This window comes from Actinoplanes sandaracinus, from assembly GCF_030009775.1.
In the GTDB taxonomy this organism is placed as follows: Bacteria; Actinomycetota; Actinomycetes; order Mycobacteriales; family Micromonosporaceae; genus Actinoplanes; species Actinoplanes sandaracinus.
In genome coordinates, this window is sequence record NZ_JASCTH010000016.1 from 229609 (window position 1) to 247595 (window position 17987).

A 17987-nucleotide genomic window follows, 5' to 3' on the forward strand; every position below is an offset into this window, starting at 1 on the left:
TTCGAAACATTCCCCCGTGCGTTAGCGCTAACAATCGGAGATCCGATGCCCCGAGTCCTCAGCCGTGTCAGCGCATTCCTCGCCCTCTTCGTCCTCTTCATCGCCGGGCTGGCCGCCCCCGCCAGCGCGCTCGACCCGTTCACCGGCTACCTGATGGCCCACTTCATCGGGGAGTCCAGCCGGGGCGAGCAGATCTACCTGGCCCACAGCAAGGACGGCCGCAACTGGACCGACCTCAACGGCGGCGGCCCGGTGCTGCTCTCCACCGTCGGCACGCAGGGTGTCCGTGACCCCGCGATCGTCCGTTCCCCCAACGGCGACAAGTACTGGATCATCGCCACCGACCTGCGGATCGCCAGCGGCACCTCGTGGGGCGACGCCTCCACCAGGGGCAGCAAGAACCTGGTCGTGTGGGAGTCCACCGACCTGGTCAACTGGTCGGTGCCCCGACTCGTCAACGTGGCCGGCGGCATCTCCGGCGCCGGTGACGCGTGGGCGCCGGAGGCGATCTGGAACCCGGCCACCAATGACTACGTCATCTACTGGGCCACCAACTCGGCCATGAACGGCGTGACCAAGCACCGCATCTGGTACGTCCGGACCAGCGACTTCCGAACCGTGAGCGCTCCCCAGCTCTACATCGACCGGGGCACCGGTCAGGGCATCATCGACACACAGATCATCGAGGTGGCGAACAGCCTCGGCGGCTACCGCTACTACCGGGCGTCGGCCGACGGACAGATCACCATCGAGGGCAGCAACTCGATCCTCGGCGCCTGGACCCGCATCGGCGACCTCCAGCGCCTCGGCATCTCCAACGGCGCGACCGGCGGCAACGTGGTCGAGGGCCCGATGTGGGCACAGACCAACGGCGCGAACGAGTGGCACCTCTGGGTGGACCAGTACGCCACCGGCCGCGGCTACATGCCGGTGCGGTCCACCAACCTGGGCAGCACCGCGAACTTCGCCACCCGCAGCGACTACCACCTCGGCGGCACCAAGAAGCGGCACGGGTCGATCCTGAACCTGACCGCCGCCGAGGAGAGGCGGCTGCTGGCCAAGTGGGGCCCGTCCGCGGTCCTCAACCGCCTCCAGTCCTACAACAACCAGACCCGCTACGTGCGGCACGCCAACATGGACGTACGGATCGACGCGAACGTCAGCCCGGTCCTGGACTCGCAGTTCCGGCGGGTCGCCGGCCTGGCCAACAGCTCCGGGCACGTGTCGTTCGAGTCGGTGAACTACCCGGGCCACTACCTGCGCCACTACGGGTACGACCTGGTGCTCGCACCGAACGACGGCACCTCGACCTTCGCCGCCGATTCCACGTTCAAGCAGGTGGCGGGCCTGGCCGACGCGTCATGGTCGTCATTCCAGTCGTACAACTACCCGACCCGGTACCTGCGGCACTACAACTACCTGCTGCGGATCGACCCGATCAGCACGGCGGCGGAACGCGCCGACGCCACGTTCCGCGTCACCTCGTAACCGGTACCCCGGAACAGGGGCCGCTTCGGCGGCTCCTGTTCCCTTTGACCCGGCCTTGCAGTGCAAGGTACCTTGTGAACCGTGAGCGATGATGCGGCACTGACCACGGCCCTACGCCGGGGCACCATCGAGTACTGCGTGCTCGCGCTTCTCGACAAGCGCGAGCTCTACGGCGTCGAACTGGTGCAGCAACTCAGCACCAGCCTGGCCATGACGACCAGCGAGGGAACGATGTACCCGCTCCTCTCGCGCCTGCGGCGAAACGGCCGGATCGCGACGACCTGGCGCGAGGCGCCGGCCGGCCCGCCCCGCCGCTACTACACCCTCACTCCGGACGGGGAAGCGGCCCTCGCCCATTTCCGCACCGAGTGGGTCGTCTTCCGCAGCGGCGTCGACCGCATCCTCGGAACGGAGCTTTGATGATGACCCAGACCGATCACCTGATCGCCGCCTATCTGGCGCGGGTGGAGCGGGCCGCGAGCCACCTGCCGACGGGGCGGCGCGAGGAACTCCTCGGTGACCTGCGCGAACACATCGAGATCGTGCGGGCCGAGTCGGGGACGGGCACCGAGGCCGAAATCCGTACGATCCTGGACCGCCTCGGCGATCCGGAGAGCATCGTGGCGGCCGCCGACACGCAGACCGACCTGCCCCGCGTCCCGGCCGCCCCGCCCACGCCGCCCCCGCCCACGGCGGCCCCACCCATGGCGGCTCCACCCATGCCGGCGCCGCCGTTCGCCCCGGCCCGCCCGGCCACACCGAGCCTGCGGCCGCTCTGGTTCATTCTCGGCGGGCTGGCCGTGCTCGGTGTGCTGGTGTTGTGTCTGGGCACCCTCTTCCTCAGTCGCGACGGAGAATCGCTTCCCAACGGCGAATACCTCCCTCCTCCGCCGGCGCCGACGGAACGGATCACGACCACGCCGCCGACAGCTACGACGGCGACGGTGGGGCCCTGATCCGACCCTGATGATCAATTCGTGGTGTCTCATCCGGGTTACCACGGATATGCCGGGGTGACGGCGGTTGGAAGGATGAGGGCAGCCCGCCGTCTCGGCCATGGGGAGGCCACCATGAGGTTCGCCCGTCCCGCCACCGCCGCCACTCTCGCCGCCGTGCTGCTCCTCGCGGCCTGCGGTTCCCAGCAACCCGAACCGGCGGCCGCGCCGCCGTCCAGCCCGCACGCGGGGCACAGCGCCGGCTCAGCGCCGCCACCCAGCCCGTTACGCGCCGGTGAGCGGTTCATCGACGTGGGGCTGAAGACGCCGTACACCCCGGCGGCGCCGAACGGGGGCACCGACGAGTACCGGTGCTTCCTCGTCGACCCCGGGCTGACCGAGCCGGCGTACCTGACCGGCAGCCGCTTCCTGCCGCAGAACGCGGCGATCGTGCACCACGCGATCTTCTACCGGTTGAGCCCAGAACAGGCGAAAGCCGCCGAACAGGTGGACGCCGGCACCGACGGCGAGGGCTGGACCTGCTTCGGCGACAGCGGTGTGCAGGGGCAGACCGCCTGGGTGGCGCACTGGGCGCCCGGCGCCGGCGAGACCCTGATGCCGGCCGGTCACGGCTTCACCATGCCGCCCGGCAGCAAACTGGTCATGCAGGTGCACTACAACTTGCTCGGCACCGGCAGCGGGGGCCCCGGTTCCGACACGTCCGGCATGCAGATGCGCCTGTCCAGCGCGACGGATCTCACGCCGCTGGAGACCGGCCTGTTCATGGCGCCGATCGAGCTGCCCTGTGAACCGGGCGGCAGCGGGCCACTCTGCGACCGGAAGACCGCGGTCGCCGACGTCGAGAAGCGGTTCGGAGCCGAGTCGGGCGGGCTGGTCGAGCAGCTCAACGCCTGGTGCAACGCGGGCGCGGCGCCGAAACCGGGCGACACGCAGAGCTGTGACCAGCCGGTCGAGCAAGGCGGAACGGTCCACATGGCGGCGGGGCACATGCATCTGCTGGGCCGGGCGATCAAGGTCGAGCTGAACCCGGGCAAGCCGACCGCGCAGGTCATCCTCGACGTGCCGCAGTACAACTTCGACAACCAGGCGCTCGTACCTCTGGCCAAGCCTGTGAAGATCGCCAAGGGTGACACCGTCCGGGTGACCTGCACCCATGATGCGACGCTGCGTAAGCAGCTGCCGCAGCTCAAGCAGCTGCCGTCCCGCTACGTCGTGTGGGGTGAGGGCACCAGCGACGAGATGTGCCTGGGAATCCTGGTCGTCGCACCGAGCTAAGGGACCCTGGTCAGTGGGTAAGTGAGTGCCCATGACGGAGTACGGCATCCACGCCTCACATGAGCAGATCCCGCCCGGCGCGCTTCTGGACGCGGTCATCGCGGCCGAGCGCGCCGGTTTCGACGCCGCGATGTGTTCCGACCATTTCTCGCCATGGAGCGCCCGCCAGGGCCAGTCCGGTTTCGCTTGGTCCTGGCTGGGCGCCGCGCTGCAGGCGACGAACCTGTCGTTCGGAGTGGTGAACGCGCCCGGCCAGCGCTACCACCCGGCGATCATCGCGCAGGCGATCGGCACGCTGGGCAGCATGTACCCGGGCCGGTTCTGGGCGGCGATGGGTTCCGGCGAGTTCAGCAACGAGCACATCACCGGCGAGAAATGGCCGCGCAAGGAGGTCCGCAACGCGCGTCTCCGCGAGTCCGTCGAGGTCATCCGGGACCTGCTGGCCGGCGAGGAGGTCTCCCGGGACGGGCTGATCACCGTCGACCGGGCCCGGCTGTGGACCCGCCCGGAGACCACTCCCCCGCTGATCGGCGCGGCGGTCAGCGTCAAGACCGCCCGCTGGTGCGCGGAGTGGGCCGACGGCCTGGTCACCGTCAACGCGCCGGAACAGCACCTGCGCGAGATGATCGCCGCCTACCGGGACGCCGGCGGCCGCGGCCCGATCTGCCTGCAAGTCCACCTGAGCTGGGCGAACACCCAGCAGGAGGCCGAGGCGATCGCCCACGACCAGTGGCGTGGCAACATCTTCGTCCCGCCGGTCTGCTGGGACCTGGCGACCGCCGAGGAGTTCGACGTCGTCTCCGAGAACGTCACCGTCGAGCAGGTGGCGAAGGTCGTCAACATCTCCCCCGACCCGGAACGGCACGTCGAGTGGCTACGAGGCTATGCCGCTCTCGGCTTCGACCGGATCTACCTGCATCACGTGGGCCAGGACCTGCTGCCGTTCGTCGAGACGTTCGGCGCGAAGGTTCTGCCCGCGCTCCGCTGAGACGGGGCGGCTGCGGGCGCGCTTGTCGGCGTACATCCGGGCGTCGGCGGCCGCCAGCAACTCGTCGGGGGCGACGCGACGGCGTTCGGTCCAGTGCACCGCGCCGATGGCGGCCGTGACACCCAGGGTGTGCTCGCCCCAGACCACGGGGGTGGCGATGGACCGGCTGATGCGGTCACTGAGCGCCCGTACGGTCACGTCGTCCGCGTCGGTGCAGAAGATCAGGAACTCGTCGCCGCCGATCCGGGCGACGACGTCACCGGTCCGGACCGCCTCGGTGATCCGGCGGGCGGTGCCGCGCAGGATCGCGTCGCCGGCCTCGTGGCCGTACTCGTCGTTGACCGGTTTGAAGCCGTTCAGGTCGCAGTAGATCAGCGCGAGGTCGCCGGGCGCCCCACCGGCGTGGGCGGCGATCGCCTTCTGCATCTCGGTGAACAGGTGCCGGCGGTTGACCAGGCCGGTCAACTCGTCGTGGGTGGCCTGATGGACGAGAGCGTGCTTGAGCCGGCCGATCCGCACCAGCACGAGCGGGATGCTCAGCACCGGGGCGATGGTCAGCAGCAGGCCGTCGGCCGGGTCGCCGAGCAGTTGCGCCAGGCCACCGCAGAGCGGGATGAGCAGCAGCGCGGCCCCGAGCCGGGCGAGCCGGAGCTGCGGCGTGGGGACGGTGAGACGGTCGACCGGCTCGCTGAGCTGCTTGACGCTCGGGTGCAGGCCGGCCGCGCCGAGGGCGAGATAGCCGAGGGCGAAGAACAACGCCGGGAACGACGCCTGCTCCTTCGCACCGGCACCACCCATGTTGACCACGGCGGTGCCGAGGATCGTCCAGCCCAGCGAGCTGAACAGGAAACGCAGGCAGATCCGGCCGGCGCCACTGGTGCGGGACAGCCGCAACAGGGCGCCGCAGATGCCCAGCAGCACCAGAAGCTGGGTCAGCACCACGAACTCGGTGGACGTGCCGACCCCGGCGTCGAGCATGCGCGGCCGGAACAGGAACTCCCACACCGGCGCCGCGAGAGCGATGCCCCACACGGCCGCGTCGATGGTGCCGCTGGCGTCGCGCGGCGCGTGCCGGAGCACGACCATCAGGCTGGCGGCGAGCAGGAAGACATATCCGCCGAGCATCGGCGCGACGACCACCGAGTTCGGTGGCACCCTGCCGCCGGGCAGCAACGCGTAGATCAGCCAAGCCGCGTTGGTGATCGTGAGCAGCAACAGCGCGACGATCACCAGGAGCCACGGGCGCTGGTCCCTGACGTGGTGCACCCGCAGGCCGACCGCGATGGCCACCGCGGCGATGATGCCGGAGAGCAGCATCAGGCCCATCCGGACCTGCGTCCCGCCGCTCATGTACCCGAACGCGAAGGCGGCCGATAGGACGGCGAGACCCACCGTCACCCGGTGCGGGGCGCGGCTCGTCGCCGGCCGGGACAGTGACTCGTCCCGGCCGGACGGGAGTTTCCCGGGCCGGCTCACAATGGTGTGCATCGACGCCGGGCGGCCGGACCTGAGGGGTTCGCCGCCTCCACCCGCGAATCGCGCTTCGCGGGAACCGCGGCCCGCCCGGCCGTAGCTCAGGTCGGTCCTCCGGGCGCCGCGGGACGGCTGGGCTACGGCTCGCGCTGGGCTACGGCTCACCTGGTGGACGGGCTCTACGGGAAGGCGGCCCGGAAGAGGGTGATCGCGGAGGCCGCCACGAGGGCGCAGAGGACGACTGTGCGAAACCGGGCCGGGTCGGTGAGCTGGGTGAACAGACGGTCGCCGGCCCACCAGCCGAGGGCGACCGCCGGGAGGCCCACCGCGGCGACGGTCAGGGAGCGGGCGGTGAACTGACCGGCCAGGGCGAAGCCGAGGAGACCGGCCGGGCCGACCACCACGAAGATCGCGGCCAGGGTGGCACGGAACTGGCGTGGCGGCAGGCCCATCGCGCTGAACGCGGCGGCCATCGGCGGGCCGTTGACGCCGGTGGCGGTGGTGAGGATCCCGGAGAGGAAGCCCGCGGCGGCGATGGCCGCGCGGCCGGCACGCAGGCGGAGGCCGCGCCAGATGGCGAAAGCGCCGCCGAGTACGCAGACCGCGATCAGGATCGTCAAGGTGCGGGCCGGCAGCAGGGTCAGCAGGAGCAGACCGAACGGAAGCCCGGCCAGGCCGGCGACGAGGACGGTTCGGGCGGTACGCCAGCGGACCTCGGCGTGGTCGCGGGTGACGGCCGCGGCATTGATCAGGACCGCCAGGATGGACGAGCCCACGACCGCGTCGACCGGCCCCACGACCAGGCCCAGCAGGGGGACCGCCAGCAGGGAGAAGCCGAAGCCGGTGGCGGCCTGGGCCAGGGCGGCTACGGCGAGGACACCGGCCGCTATCAAGATCGTCTGACTGTCCACGGGGAGGACCCTAAGCGTGGGAACAGCCTCCCCCTGGCGCCGGGCGGCCGGAAATGGGACGAGAAGTCAGTCGAAGGCTCGTAGGTGACGGTCGCGGGCGGCCGTCAGATGGTCGAGCATCGCCGCGGCGGCGGCGGTGGGGTCGCGGTCGGCCACGGCGTTCGCGATCCGGCGATGTTCGACGAGGGTGGTGTGGTTCTCGGTGTACGAGAAGTACAGCCGGTGCAGATGCAGGTGCGCGTGGAGCCGGGTGATGGCGTCACGGAGCAGGGGGTTTCCGGCGCCGGCCGCGACCAGGTCGTGGAATCGGGCGTCGAGAGCGGTGAACAGGGCGTGCGAGCGGCGGCCGTCCTGACCGATCTCGTGGGCGGGGAACGGGACGCCGGCCTCGGCGGTGACGGCGGCGCGCGCTTCCGCGGAGGCGCGTTCGGCGGCCCAGCGGGCGGCCGAGCATTCCAGGATGATGCGCATGTCGAACATGTCGTTGAACTCGTCGCGGGTGAGCAGCGGACTGACCGTGTAGCCGGCCAGAGGGCGCTTGCGGACCAGGCCTTCGGACTCCAGCCGGGCCAGGGCCTCGCGGACCGGGGTGGGTGACACCTGGAGTTCCCGGGCGAGGGCGTCGATGTTGAGCCGGTCCTCGGGGGCGAGCCGGTGTTCCAGGATGAGCGTCTTCAGCGATTCGTGTACGTCATCGCTGAGGATCGAGCGGCGGATCATCTTCCCTTCCCTGCGGACCGGGGAGCAATCCGGGCGAAGACCGCATCCGGGTTGACTATCACATCGACAACCATTAAACAGTTTCGTAGATCCTATAGGATCTACGAAAGGACCCGCCCGTGGATCCGTTCGCAAGGGTGCCGCTGGGCGGCACCGACGTCACCATCACCCGGCTCGGCATGGGCCTGGCGCCGATCGGTGGGCTCTATTCAGCGGTCGGCGACCGCACCGCGATGGCCGCCGTCGACGAGGCGTGGCGCCGTGGGGTGCGGTTCTTCGACACCGCCCCGCTCTACGGCGCCGGGCTGTCCGAGAAACGGGCCGGCGCCGCGCTGAAGGGGCGGGAGGGCTTCACTCTCGCGACCAAGGTGGGCCGCCGCCTCCGGCCCCGCGGATCGGACGAGACGCCGGACATGTGGGCGGAGGACGGCGACGCGGTCCCCGTCTGGGACTTCTCCGCCGACGGCGTCTACGCCTCCCACCAGGAGAGCCTCGAACGACTGGGGCTGGACCGCGTCGACATCCTGCACCTGCACGACCCGGACCGGCATTTCGAGCAGGCCAGAGACGAAGCGTTGCCGGCTCTGGCGAGCCTGCGCGAGGCGGGCACGATCGGCGCCGTCTCGGCCGGCATGAACCAGTCGGCGATGTTGACCGCGTTCGCCCGGACCGGCCGGTTCGACTGTCTCCTGCTCGCCGGGCGCTATTCGCTGCTGGATCAGTCCGGCATGGCCGACCTGCTGCCGGAGTGCCGGAAGAGGGGCGTCTCGGTGATCGTCGGTGGCGTGTACAACTCGGGTGTCCTGGCGGCTCCGGTGCCGGGCGCGACCTACGACTACCGGCCGGCGCCGGCGAAGGTGCTGGCCCGGGCACAGGCGATGGAGCGGCTCTGCGACCGGTACGACGTACCGCTGCGCGCCGCGGCCCTGCAGTTTCCGCTCGGCCATCCCGCGGTCGTGTCGGTGCTGGTGGGGATGCGCTCGCCGGAGGAGGCCGCGGACGCCGTCGCGATGGCGTCGGTGAAGATCCCCGGCGGTCTGTGGCGTGACCTGGCCGCGGCCTGGCTGCTCGACCCGGAGGTGCCGGTGCCGTGACCGTTGTCGTCGACGCCCACCACCATTTCTGGACGGCCGACTATCCGTGGCTGGCCGGCGAGGGCCTGGAGCGGATCCGGCGCGATTACACGATGGCCGATCTGCGGCCGCATCTGGAGGCGACCGGGGTCCACCGAACGGTGCTGGTGGAGGGCGGCCGCTGCGACTCCGCTGAGACGACCGCCTTCCTGGCCCTGGCGGCGGCCACGCCGGAGATCGCCGGGGTGGTCGGGTGGGCCGCGCTGTCCGATCCGGATCTCGCGGCCACCCTGGAGCGGCACCGGCGGGGGCCCGGAGGCCCGCTGCTGGCCGGCGTCCGCGATCAGGTCCAGGCCGGCCCCGACGATCTGCTCGACCAGCCGGAGGTACGGGCCGGCCTGTCCACGGTGGCGTCCGCCGGCCTGGTCAACGAGCTGGTGGTACGCGCCGGCCAGTTGCCGTCGGTGGCCCGGGCGGTGGCGGCGCTGCCGGAGGCCACGTTCGTCCTCGACCACTTGGGCAAGCCGCCGATCGCGGCCGGGCCGGTGCGGCGGTGGCGGGAGTCGATCGCGCCGGTGGCCCGCCATCCGAACGTGGTGGCGAAGTTGTCCGGCCTGGTCACGGAGGCCGGGCCGGGCTGGACGGCGGCCGGTCTGCGGCCGTACGTGGAGACCGCGTGTGAGTTGTTCGGCCCGCACCGGCTGATGTTCGGCTCAGATTGGCCGGTGTGCGAGCTGGTCGCCACATATGAGCAGGTGACGGCGGTGTTGTCGGCCATCCTGGGCGGTCGGCCCGCCGGGATCTTCGGGCGCAACGCCGCCCGTGTCTACCGATTGGAGCTCTAGTTGAGATACCTGCGGGTGGGCCCGTCCGGCGCCGAACGGCCGGTCCTGTACGCCGAAGGCTCGCTCTGCGACCTGTCGTCGGTGACCGATGACATCGACGGTGCGTTCCTGGCGGCCGGCGGATATCAGGGTGATCCGGCCGCGCTGCCGCCGGCGGATGTGGACGGCGGCCGGGTCGGTCCGCCGATCGCCCGGCCGGGCGTGATCCTCTGCGTGGGCCAGAACTATGCGGCGCACGCCGCCGAGTCGGGCGCTTCGCCGCCGGCCGAGCCGATCGTCTTCTACAAGGCGCCGAACACGGTCGCCGGGCCGGAGGACGACATTCTGCTGCCACGGGGCTCGACGCGCACCGACTGGGAGGTGGAGCTGGGCGTGGTGATCGGCCGGACCGCCCGTTACCTGTCGTCTCCCGACGAGGCTCTGGCCTGCGTCGCCGGCTACGTGGTGGTGAACGACGTGTCGGAGCGGGAGTTCCAGCTGGACCGCTCGGGTGGCCAGTGGTCCAAGGGCAAGTCGTGCGAGACGTTCAACCCGCTCGGCCCGTGGCTGGTCACGCCGGACGAGGTGGAGTTCCCGCTGCGGCTGCGGTCGTGGGTGAACGGCGAGCCGCGGCAGGACTCCACAACAGCCGACATGATCTTCGATGTGGGTTTCCTGATCTGGCACCTGTCGCAGTTCACGGTGCTGGAGCCGGGCGACCTGATCAACACGGGGACGCCGGAGGGGGTGGCGTTGTCGGGCCGGTTCCCCTATCTGAAGCCGGGCGACGTGGTGGAGACCGAGATCGAGGGGCTCGGGCGGCAGCGCAGCGGGGTGAAGGGGTGAGGGTCGCCACCGTCTCGACCCATGACATCCGGTTCCCGACGTCGCGTGAGCTGGACGGCTCTGACGCGATGAATCCGGACCCGGACTATTCGGCGGCCTACGTCGTGGTGACCGCCGACGACGGCTCCGAGGGGCACGGCTTCACCTTCACCATCGGGCGCGGCAACGAGGTGTGCCGGGCCGCGCTGGACGCGCTCGCGCCGCTCGTCATCGGCGCCGACCTGTCCGACCTGGGCGGCTTCTCACGACGGCTGACACACGACTCGCAGATCCGGTGGCTGGGGCCGGAGAAGGGCGTCATGCACCTGGCGGCGGCCGCCCTGATCAACGCCGCCTGGGACCTGGCCTCCCGTACCGCCGGAAAGCCTTTGTGGGAGTTCCTGTCCGGCAAGTCACCTGATGAGATCGTCGATCTCGTCGACTGGCGCTATCTGACGGACGCGCTCACGCCGAACGCCGCCAGGGACCTCCTGACCAGCGCGTTCGCCGGACGAGCGGAACGATCGCAACACATCCGGGAGATCGGATATCCCGCCTACACGACGTCGGCGGGCTGGCTCGGTTACCCCGACGAGAAGATCGACCGGTTGGCGCGGCAAGCGGTCGCGGACGGCTTCCGGCAGATCAAACTCAAGGTCGGAGCGGATCAGACCGACGATGTACGCCGATTCGCGCGCGCCCGCGCGGCGGTGGGACCCGGCGTCCGGATCGCGATCGACGCCAACCAGCGCTGGGACGTGGCCGAGGCGATCGACTGGATGACCGTGCTGGCCCCCTACGACCCGTGGTGGATCGAGGAGCCGACCAGCCCGGACGACATCCTCGGCCACGCCGCGATCCGGCAGGGCCTGGCGAAGGCCGCACCCGACGGCGGGCCGATCCGGGTGGCGACCGGCGAGCACGCCGCCAACCGGATCATGTTCAAGCAGTTCCTCCAGGCCGGCGCGGTCGACGTCGTGCAGCTCGACGCGTGCCGAGTGGCCGGGGTCAACGAGAACATCGCGATCCTGCTGCTGGCCGCGGCGTACGGCACGCCGGTCTGCCCGCACGCCGGCGGGGTGGGCCTGTGCGAGGCGGTGCAGCACCTGTCGTTCTTCGACTACGTGGCGGTGTCCGGCAGTCTCGACGACCGGATCATCGAGTACGTGGACCACCTACACGAACACTTCACCGACCCGGTCGTGATCGAGCGAGGCGCCTACCGTGCCCCGACCGCGCCCGGTTTCTCCACCCGGATGCGGCCGGAGTCGCTGGTCCGGTACGCGTACCCGGAGGGGGCGGCATGGAACTGACCGGATTCGTCGCGGCGATCACCGGCGGCGGCTCGGGGATCGGGGCGGCCAGCGCGCGCCGCCTGTCCCTGGCCGGCGCCAAGGTCGGCATCCTGGACATCAATGAGAGCCCCGCACTTCGAGGTGGCGAGCTCAGCGTCAAGTGCGACGTCGCTGACGGGGCCGCTCTCGACGCGGCGATGGCCGAGCTGGCCGAGGCGTACGGCGGGATCGACATCCTGATCAACAGCGCCGGGATCAGCTCGGTCGGCACGGTCGAGGACAACGACGACGCCGAGTGGGCGCGGGTGCTCGACGTGAACGTCACCGGGATCGCGCGGGCCAGCCGGGCGGCCCTGCCCTACCTGCGGCGCAGCCGGAGCCCGGTGATCGTCAACCTGTCGTCGATCGCGGCGACCGCCGGGCTGGTGCAGCGGGCCCTCTATTCGGCGTCGAAGGGCGCGGTGCACGCGCTCACCCTGGCGATGGCCGCCGACCTGGTCGGTGACGGGATCCGGGTGTGCTGTGTGGCGCCGGGAACGGTGGACACCCCGTGGGTGGGGCGGCTGCTGGCCCGTGCCGATGATCCGGAGGGCGAGAAGCGGCGCCTCGCCGCCCGGCAGCCGACCGGCCGGCTGGTCAGCGCCGACGAGGTCGCCGCGGCCATCCAGTACCTGGTGAGCCCGGCGGCCGGCGCGACCACCGGGATCTCCCTGCCGGTGGACGGTGGCATGTCGGGCCTACGGCTTCCGCGCTGACTTCCCGGCCTCCCACTGCCGCATCAGTTCGTCCAGCCGTTGCTCCCGGGCCGCCGTGATCAACTGCCGGGCGAACAGCCGGACCTCGTCCAGGCCACGTAACAGGTCACGGGTGCTGACCCGCCGCACTCCGGCGCGCATCACCCATCGGCCCTGCACCCGGTACGGCCCGAGCGAACCCGGGTGCAGGTCGAAGGGCAGCGCCCGCACCGCGTACACGATCTCCACCGTTCCGCGATTCGAATAGTCGAAGATCGCGAACGGCATCCCGTCGCGGACGCCCTTGACCACCCGGATGGCGCGCGCGCCCGTGCCGGCGTCCAACGGCAAGGTGCCCGGCAGTTCCGGATCGGATTCGCGGAACTGCCAGCCGTGGGCGGCGGCCAGTGCCCGTCGCCGGCGTTTCGTCATGCCGCGGCCCGCGCCGCTCGCGATGAGTGCCGCCGCCAGGCCCACGCCGATCAGCCACCACGGCGCCTTCAACAGCGGCCGCGTCCAGAGCGGATGGCCGGTCATCAGGGTCGCCGGGAACACTCGCGACCCGAGACCGATGGCGGTGGCGAGGGCGAGCAGCACGCCGAGGTACGCGACCACGGAGATGACCCCGGTGACCGGGTCGCCGTCGTGGAGCGTGTCGAAGGCGATGTAGCCGGCGCCGAGCAGTGCCGCGGTGAGAGCGGCGGCGCCGAACCAGCCCGGCGCGCAGAGGGCCGCGATCCCGCCCGCCACGACCGTCGCCGCGGCCAGTGCCCACGCCTTGCCGGGCTCCCGCTCCGTCCAGAGATCCGCCATGCATCGACGCTAATCATTGCGGTGCCCGGTGCCGTCCACCCGTTGCCGGAACCATGGGGTAAACCTCCGTGGTAGGCGGGCTCCTCCCACGGCTTGACGATGTTCGCCGATCAACGAGTTAAAGTGCGGCGATGCAGGGCATGTGGCGGAGCCTGGTGGCCCGCTACCCGTTCGCCGCCGACGGCGCGCTCGCTGTCGGCATGCTCGTCATCAGCCTGATGCTCGGCCCCGGGACACCGACACCGCCGTGGAAGCCGTTCGACCTGTGGGGCGCGCTGTTCGTGGCGGTGCAGTGCCTGTCGATGACGTTCCGCCGCCGCGCACCGACCACCGTGATGCTCTTCGGGCTCGCGGTCTGGCTGGTCTTCGTCTCGCTCGGCTACTGGCAGCTCATCATCGCGTACCCGATGCTCCTGGCCCTCTACACCGCGGCCGCGCTCGGGCCGCGCTCGGGCCGCGGTGGGCGGCGCCGGTCGGCGTGGTGGTCGGCGGCGGCGTCTGGATCTACGGGGGTTTCATCACCCCCGGCTCGGCGATGCCCGCCGTGGTCGCGGAGGGGATCGTAATCCCGCTGGTGGTCTGGCGGATCGGCCACGGCGCCCGGCGGCTGGAGGAGAGCAACGCGCGGCTCGCCCGGGCCGCCGCGGAACTGCGGCGCGGGCAGGCCGACCTCGCCCGGCGGGTGCTGGTCGACGAGCGGGTCCGGATCGCCCGAGAGTTGCACGACGTGGTGGCGCACCACATGTCGGTGATCTCGGTGCAGGCCGGCCTGGCCCGGTACGTGCTGCGCTCCGACCCGCCGACCGCCGGAACCGCCCTGGACGCGGTGCTGAACACCAGCACCGAGGCCCTGGACGAGATGCGGCGGATGCTCGGGCTGCTGCGGCTGGGCCGGGAACCCGACGAGGCCGACGAGTCCGACTCCCGCCGGCCCCTGCCCGGCCTGGAGGGGCTGCCCGAGCTGATCAGCCGGGTCGAGAGCGCCGGCCTGCCGGTCGCCCTCACGGTCGAGGGCAGGAGCCGGGCGCTGCCGCACGGTGTCGCCCTCACCGCTTACCGGATCGTCCAGGAGTCGCTGACCAACGTGCTCAAGCATGCGGGCCCGGCGCGGGCCACGGTGTCCGTGCGGTTCACTCCGGACACGGTGGCCCTGACGATCACCGACGACGGGCGGGGCCCGGTGAGCGAGGGCGCCGGGCACGGGCTGGCCGGGCTGCGGGAGCGGGCCGCCCTCTACGGCGGCACGCTCACCGCCGCCGGTCGTGAACCGCACGGCTTCGAGGTGTCGGCTACGCTTCCGTACCCCAGCTCCGCGGCCACCCGCCCGGCCCCGGAGGACGATCCGGAAGGGCCGTAATGACGCGCGTGCTCGTCGTCGACGACCAGGACCTGATCCGTGCCGGACTCGTCGCCCTGATCAGGGCGGCGCCCGACCTCGACGTCGCAGGGGAGGCCGCCGACGGCAACTCGGCCGTCTCCCTCGCCGCCCGCCTGCGGCCGGACGTGGTGCTGATGGACATCCGCATGCCCGGACTGGACGGGGTCGCCGCCACCGAGCGGATCATCACCGCCGCACCGGAGGATCCGCCGCGCATCCTCATCCTGACCACCTTCGACCTGGACGAGTACGTCTACGCGGCGCTCCGCAACGGCGCCAGCGGCTTCCTGCTCAAGGACATCAAGCCGGAGCGGCTGCTCGCGGCGATCCACACCACCGCGGCGGGTGACCGGATCTTCGCGCCGAGCGTGACCCGGCGGCTGATCGAGGTGTACAGCCGGTCCGCCACCCCGGTGAGCGTGCCCGCGACTCTGGACACGCTCACCGGCCGTGAGCTGGAGGTGCTGCGCCTGGTCGCGACCGGCCGGTCCAACGCGGACATCGCCGCCGAGCTGACGCTCGGCGAGGCGACCGTGAAGACCCACCTCAACCGGGTGATGGCCAAGCTGGGGTTGTCCAGCCGGGCGCAGGCGGTGGTGATCGCCTACGAGACCGGGCTGGTCGTCCCGGGTGTCACGCCGCCACAGCCTCGACTCTGACCACCGCGCCCGGCGGGGCCGGCGGGATCAGGTTGCCCTCGATCCGCTCACCGTCGACGACCAGGTGGGTGACCCGGCCGTTGCCCTGGACGCTGATCTCGTAGGTGGCGCCGCGAAAACCGCGGGTCGCGGAGAAACCGGTCCAGTCCGCGGGCAGCACCGGGTCGATCCGCAGGCCGGCGAAATCGGGGCGGATGCCCAGGATCCACTGGGTGATCGCCACGAAGTTCCAGGCGGCGGTGCCGCTCAGCCACGAGTTCTTGGCCTCGCCGTGGGTGGGCGCGTCGCGGCCGGCGATCATCTGGGCGTAGACGTACGGCTCGCAGCGGTGCACCTCGCTGATCTGTTCGCGGGCCGACGGGTTGAGCCGCCGGTAGTAGTCGAACGCCCGGTCCCCGTTGCCCACCATCGCCTCGGCGATCATGATCCACGGGTTGGTGTGGCAGAAGATCCCGGCGTTCTCCTTGTAGCCCGGCGGGTAGGAGGAGATCTCTCCCAGCTCGATGCGGTAATCCGAGTAGGCCGGTTGCTGGAGCACGATGCCGTGCGGGGTGGCCAGCCGCTCGGCCACGCTGTCCAGGGCTTTCGCGGCCAGGCCGTCCTCCAGGCCGACACCGCCGAGTACGCACATGCCCTGCGGTTCGATGAAGATCTGGCCCTCGTCGTTCTCGCCGGACCCGATCACGTTGCCGTGGAAGTCGTACGCCCGCCGGAACCAGGCCCCGTCCCAGCCGTGCTCGGTGATCGTCCCGGACATCTTCTCGGCGGCCGCCCGGTAGACGACCTCCTCGCCGTCCTGACCACGCAGCCCGGCGATCGCGGCCAGCTCCTTGGCGGCCAGCACGAACAGGCCGGCGATGAAGACCGACTCGGCGACGCCACCGGACGCGTTCTCGGTCGTCTGGAACGGCTCTCCCGGGGTGTCGGAGAAACAGTTCAGGTTGAGACAGTCGTTCCAGTCGGCGCGCCCGATCAGCGGCAGCCCGTGCGGGCCGAGCCGCTCCAGGGTGTAACGCAGCGACCGTTGCAGGTGCTCGTAGAGCGGCGCCTCACTGCCGGGCACGTTGTCGAACGGCACCGGCTCGTCGAGGAAGGTGTGGTCGCCGGTCTCCTTCAGATAGGCGGCGACGCCGAGGATCAGCCACAGCGGGTCGTCGTTGAAGCCGCTGCCGATGTCGTTGTTGCCACGCTTGGTCAGTGGCTGGTACTGGTGGTAGGCGCCGCCGTCCTGCTTCTGGGTGGCGGCGATGTCCAGGATCCGTTCCCGCGCCCGTTCCGGGATCATGTGCACGAAACCGAGCAGGTCCTGGTTGGAGTCGCGGAAGCCCATGCCGCGGCCGATGCCGGACTCGTAGAACGAGGTGGACCGGCTCATGTTGAAGGTGACCAGGTTCTGGTAGGCGTTCCACACGTTGACCATGCGGTCGGTGTCGCCGTCGGGAGTCCGCACACTGAGCCCGCCGAGCAGGCCGTCCCAGTAGGCGCGCAGGTCCGCGTACCCCCGCTCGACGTTCTCGGCCCGCAGCCAGCGGTCGATGACCGGCCGGACGTGGGTCTTGTTGAGGGTCTGCGAACCCGGCGGATCGAACTTGTCGTCCTTGGGGTTCTCGGCGTAGCCGAGCACGAAGACGACCTCGCGGGTCTCGCCCGGCGCCAGCCCGAGTCGCACGTGGTGGCTGCCCATGGGCTGCCAGCCGTGCGCGATCGAGTCCGTGGAGCTGCCGCGCTCGACCGCGGCCGGACGGTCCCAGCCGCGGTAGGGGCCGAGGAACGCCTCCCGCTGGGTGTCGAACCCGGCCAGCGGCTCGGAGCAGGCGAAGTAGGCGAAGTGGTCGCGGCGTTCCCGGTACTCGGTCTTGTGGTAGATCACCCCGTCGGCCACCTCGACCTGGCCGGTGGAGAAGTTGCGCTGGTAGTTGGTGGCGTCGTCCTGCGCGTCCCAGAGACAGAACTCGATGGACGAGAAGAGGGACAGGTCCGCGGGTGAGTCCCGCTCGTTGGTCACCCGCACCCGCCAGACCTCGAGGGTCTCGCCGAGCGGCGCGTAGTACAGCGTCTCGGCCCGGACGCCGTTCCGGGACGAGGCGATCTTCGTGTAGGACAGCCCGTGCCGGCACTCGTAGTCGTCGAGCTCCCGTTCCGGCGTCGGCTGCCACGACGGCGACCAGTAGTCGCCGTCCGCGTCGTCACGCACGTACACATAGCGTCCCCCGAGGTCGAGGGGCGCGTTGTTGTAGCGGTAGCGGGTCAGCCGCCGCAGCCGGGCGTCACGGTAGAACGAGTAGCCACCGGCCGTGTTGGACACGATCCCGAAGTAGGAATCGGTGCCGAGGTAGTTGATCCACGGCAGTGGCGTGTCCGGCCGATCGATGACGTACTCGCGCTGCTCATCGTCGAATTGCCCGTAGCGCAACAGGTCCTCCCCCGTCGCCGTCGGTCCCGCCCGACGGACCGCCGGCCGGCGTGGAAGCGTTTTGGGAGCGCTCCCATGGCGAGCATTTTACCGCTTCGACACCTTCCTGTGACCCGTCCGGAGGTTTCGGATCCGAGGGACCGGTCGCCCGCGCACGGGCGG

At 70.9% G+C, this 17987-nt stretch carries 18 protein-coding genes; 13 read left to right on the top strand and 5 right to left on the bottom strand.

Going from position 1 to position 17987, the window contains the following annotated elements; translation table 11 throughout:
- The first annotated feature begins 45 nt into the window (after window positions 1–45).
- From QLQ12_RS24740 to QLQ12_RS24760, 5 genes are all read left to right on the top strand, one after another.
- Window positions 46–1488, top strand: a complete 1443-nt coding sequence (locus QLQ12_RS24740; RefSeq protein ID WP_282762826.1) for a glycoside hydrolase family 43 protein — start codon at window positions 46–48, stop codon at window positions 1486–1488.
- An 81-nt stretch (window positions 1489–1569) separates the two neighbouring features.
- Window positions 1570–1908: a PadR family transcriptional regulator gene (locus QLQ12_RS24745; RefSeq protein WP_282762827.1), complete on the top strand. Its 339-nt coding sequence runs from the start codon at window positions 1570–1572 to the stop codon at window positions 1906–1908.
- On the top strand, window positions 1908–2444 hold the full coding sequence (locus QLQ12_RS24750; RefSeq protein WP_282762828.1) for an HAAS signaling domain-containing protein: 537 nt from the start codon (window positions 1908–1910) through the stop codon (window positions 2442–2444). The genes QLQ12_RS24745 and QLQ12_RS24750 overlap by 1 nt, the downstream gene beginning before the upstream one ends.
- Before the next feature lie 114 nt (window positions 2445–2558).
- Window positions 2559–3719 (top strand): monooxygenase, encoded by a 1161-nt coding sequence (locus tag QLQ12_RS24755; RefSeq protein ID WP_282762829.1) that lies wholly within the window; start codon window positions 2559–2561, stop codon window positions 3717–3719.
- A gap of 31 nt (window positions 3720–3750) precedes the next feature.
- Complete coding sequence (locus QLQ12_RS24760) at window positions 3751–4707, top strand: TIGR03885 family FMN-dependent LLM class oxidoreductase (protein WP_282762830.1); 957 nt, start codon at window positions 3751–3753, stop codon at window positions 4705–4707.
- Here QLQ12_RS24760 and QLQ12_RS24765 read toward each other — a convergent pair.
- The 3 genes from QLQ12_RS24765 to QLQ12_RS24775 all read right to left on the bottom strand — a co-directional run bounded on the left by QLQ12_RS24765 (window position 4594) and on the right by QLQ12_RS24775 (window position 7811).
- Window positions 4594–6195 (bottom strand): GGDEF domain-containing protein, encoded by a 1602-nt coding sequence (locus QLQ12_RS24765; protein WP_282762831.1) that lies wholly within the window; start codon window positions 6193–6195, stop codon window positions 4594–4596. The two genes, QLQ12_RS24760 and QLQ12_RS24765, sit on opposite strands and share 114 nt — an antisense overlap.
- Before the next feature lie 164 nt (window positions 6196–6359).
- A complete protein-coding gene (locus QLQ12_RS24770) occupies window positions 6360–7091 on the bottom strand; it encodes a sulfite exporter TauE/SafE family protein (protein WP_282762832.1) in 732 nt (243 codons plus the stop codon).
- A gap of 66 nt (window positions 7092–7157) precedes the next feature.
- Window positions 7158–7811, bottom strand: coding sequence for a GntR family transcriptional regulator (locus QLQ12_RS24775; RefSeq protein ID WP_282762833.1), 654 nt, complete (start codon window positions 7809–7811; stop codon window positions 7158–7160).
- Window positions 7812–7930: 119 nt separating this feature from the next.
- On the opposite strand from QLQ12_RS24775, the gene QLQ12_RS24780 reads away from it, so the two are divergent.
- Genes QLQ12_RS24780 through QLQ12_RS24800 form a run of 5 tightly spaced genes read left to right on the top strand, consistent with a single transcriptional unit; the run spans window position 7931 to window position 12583 of the window.
- Complete coding sequence (locus QLQ12_RS24780) at window positions 7931–8905, top strand: aldo/keto reductase (protein ID WP_282762834.1); 975 nt, start codon at window positions 7931–7933, stop codon at window positions 8903–8905.
- Window positions 8902–9729, top strand: coding sequence for an amidohydrolase family protein (locus tag QLQ12_RS24785; RefSeq protein ID WP_282762835.1), 828 nt, complete (start codon window positions 8902–8904; stop codon window positions 9727–9729). Before QLQ12_RS24780 ends, QLQ12_RS24785 begins: the two co-directional genes overlap by 4 nt.
- On the top strand, window positions 9730–10554 hold the full coding sequence (locus QLQ12_RS24790; RefSeq protein ID WP_282762836.1) for a fumarylacetoacetate hydrolase family protein: 825 nt from the start codon (window positions 9730–9732) through the stop codon (window positions 10552–10554).
- Entirely contained in the window at window positions 10551–11846 is a 1296-nt protein-coding gene (locus QLQ12_RS24795) for an enolase C-terminal domain-like protein (RefSeq protein WP_282762837.1), read from the top strand. The genes QLQ12_RS24790 and QLQ12_RS24795 overlap by 4 nt, the downstream gene beginning before the upstream one ends.
- Window positions 11837–12583 (top strand): SDR family NAD(P)-dependent oxidoreductase, encoded by a 747-nt coding sequence (locus tag QLQ12_RS24800; protein ID WP_282762838.1) that lies wholly within the window; start codon window positions 11837–11839, stop codon window positions 12581–12583. Before QLQ12_RS24795 ends, QLQ12_RS24800 begins: the two co-directional genes overlap by 10 nt.
- On the opposite strand, the gene QLQ12_RS24805 is transcribed toward QLQ12_RS24800, so the two are convergent.
- Entirely contained in the window at window positions 12566–13375 is an 810-nt protein-coding gene (locus tag QLQ12_RS24805; RefSeq protein ID WP_282762839.1) for a hypothetical protein, read from the bottom strand. The genes QLQ12_RS24800 and QLQ12_RS24805 overlap by 18 nt on opposite strands.
- A 131-nt stretch (window positions 13376–13506) precedes the next feature.
- Between QLQ12_RS24805 and QLQ12_RS24810 the strand changes: the two genes are divergently transcribed.
- The 3 genes from QLQ12_RS24810 to QLQ12_RS24820 are packed head-to-tail and all read left to right on the top strand — an operon-like array spanning window position 13507 to window position 15412.
- Window positions 13507–13941 carry a DUF7134 domain-containing protein gene (locus QLQ12_RS24810; RefSeq protein ID WP_282762840.1) on the top strand — a complete coding sequence of 145 codons (435 nt, stop codon included), beginning with the start codon at window positions 13507–13509 and terminating at the stop codon, window positions 13939–13941.
- A gap of 8 nt (window positions 13942–13949) precedes the next feature.
- Window positions 13950–14732: a sensor histidine kinase gene (locus QLQ12_RS24815; protein ID WP_282762841.1), complete on the top strand. Its 783-nt coding sequence runs from the start codon at window positions 13950–13952 to the stop codon at window positions 14730–14732.
- Entirely contained in the window at window positions 14732–15412 is a 681-nt protein-coding gene (locus tag QLQ12_RS24820) for a response regulator (protein WP_282762842.1), read from the top strand. Before QLQ12_RS24815 ends, QLQ12_RS24820 begins: the two co-directional genes overlap by 1 nt.
- Here QLQ12_RS24820 and QLQ12_RS24825 read toward each other — a convergent pair.
- Window positions 15387–17825 carry a GH36-type glycosyl hydrolase domain-containing protein gene (locus tag QLQ12_RS24825; RefSeq protein ID WP_282762843.1) on the bottom strand — a complete coding sequence of 813 codons (2439 nt, stop codon included), beginning with the start codon at window positions 17823–17825 and terminating at the stop codon, window positions 15387–15389. The two genes, QLQ12_RS24820 and QLQ12_RS24825, sit on opposite strands and share 26 nt — an antisense overlap.
- Between the last annotated feature and the right edge of the window lie 162 nt (window positions 17826–17987).

What these genes read in the sequence shown, in the direction of transcription:
- QLQ12_RS24740 (WP_282762826.1), top strand. Translation starts at nt 46, where the DNA reads ATGCCCCGAGTCCTCAGCCGTGTCAGCGCATTCCTCGCCCTCTTCGTC.
- QLQ12_RS24750 (WP_282762828.1), top strand. Translation starts at nt 1,908, where the DNA reads ATGATGACCCAGACCGATCACCTGATCGCCGCCTATCTGGCGCGGGTG.
- QLQ12_RS24755 (WP_282762829.1), top strand. Translation starts at nt 2,559, where the DNA reads ATGAGGTTCGCCCGTCCCGCCACCGCCGCCACTCTCGCCGCCGTGCTG.
- QLQ12_RS24760 (WP_282762830.1), top strand. Translation starts at nt 3,751, where the DNA reads ATGACGGAGTACGGCATCCACGCCTCACATGAGCAGATCCCGCCCGGC.
- QLQ12_RS24765 (WP_282762831.1), bottom strand. Translation starts at nt 6,195, where the DNA reads ATGCACACCATTGTGAGCCGGCCCGGGAAACTCCCGTCCGGCCGGGAC.
- QLQ12_RS24775 (WP_282762833.1), bottom strand. Translation starts at nt 7,811, where the DNA reads ATGATCCGCCGCTCGATCCTCAGCGATGACGTACACGAATCGCTGAAG.
- QLQ12_RS24800 (WP_282762838.1), top strand. Translation starts at nt 11,837, where the DNA reads ATGGAACTGACCGGATTCGTCGCGGCGATCACCGGCGGCGGCTCGGGG.
- QLQ12_RS24805 (WP_282762839.1), bottom strand. Translation starts at nt 13,375, where the DNA reads ATGGCGGATCTCTGGACGGAGCGGGAGCCCGGCAAGGCGTGGGCACTG.
- QLQ12_RS24810 (WP_282762840.1), top strand. Translation starts at nt 13,507, where the DNA reads ATGCAGGGCATGTGGCGGAGCCTGGTGGCCCGCTACCCGTTCGCCGCC.
- QLQ12_RS24820 (WP_282762842.1), top strand. Translation starts at nt 14,732, where the DNA reads ATGACGCGCGTGCTCGTCGTCGACGACCAGGACCTGATCCGTGCCGGA.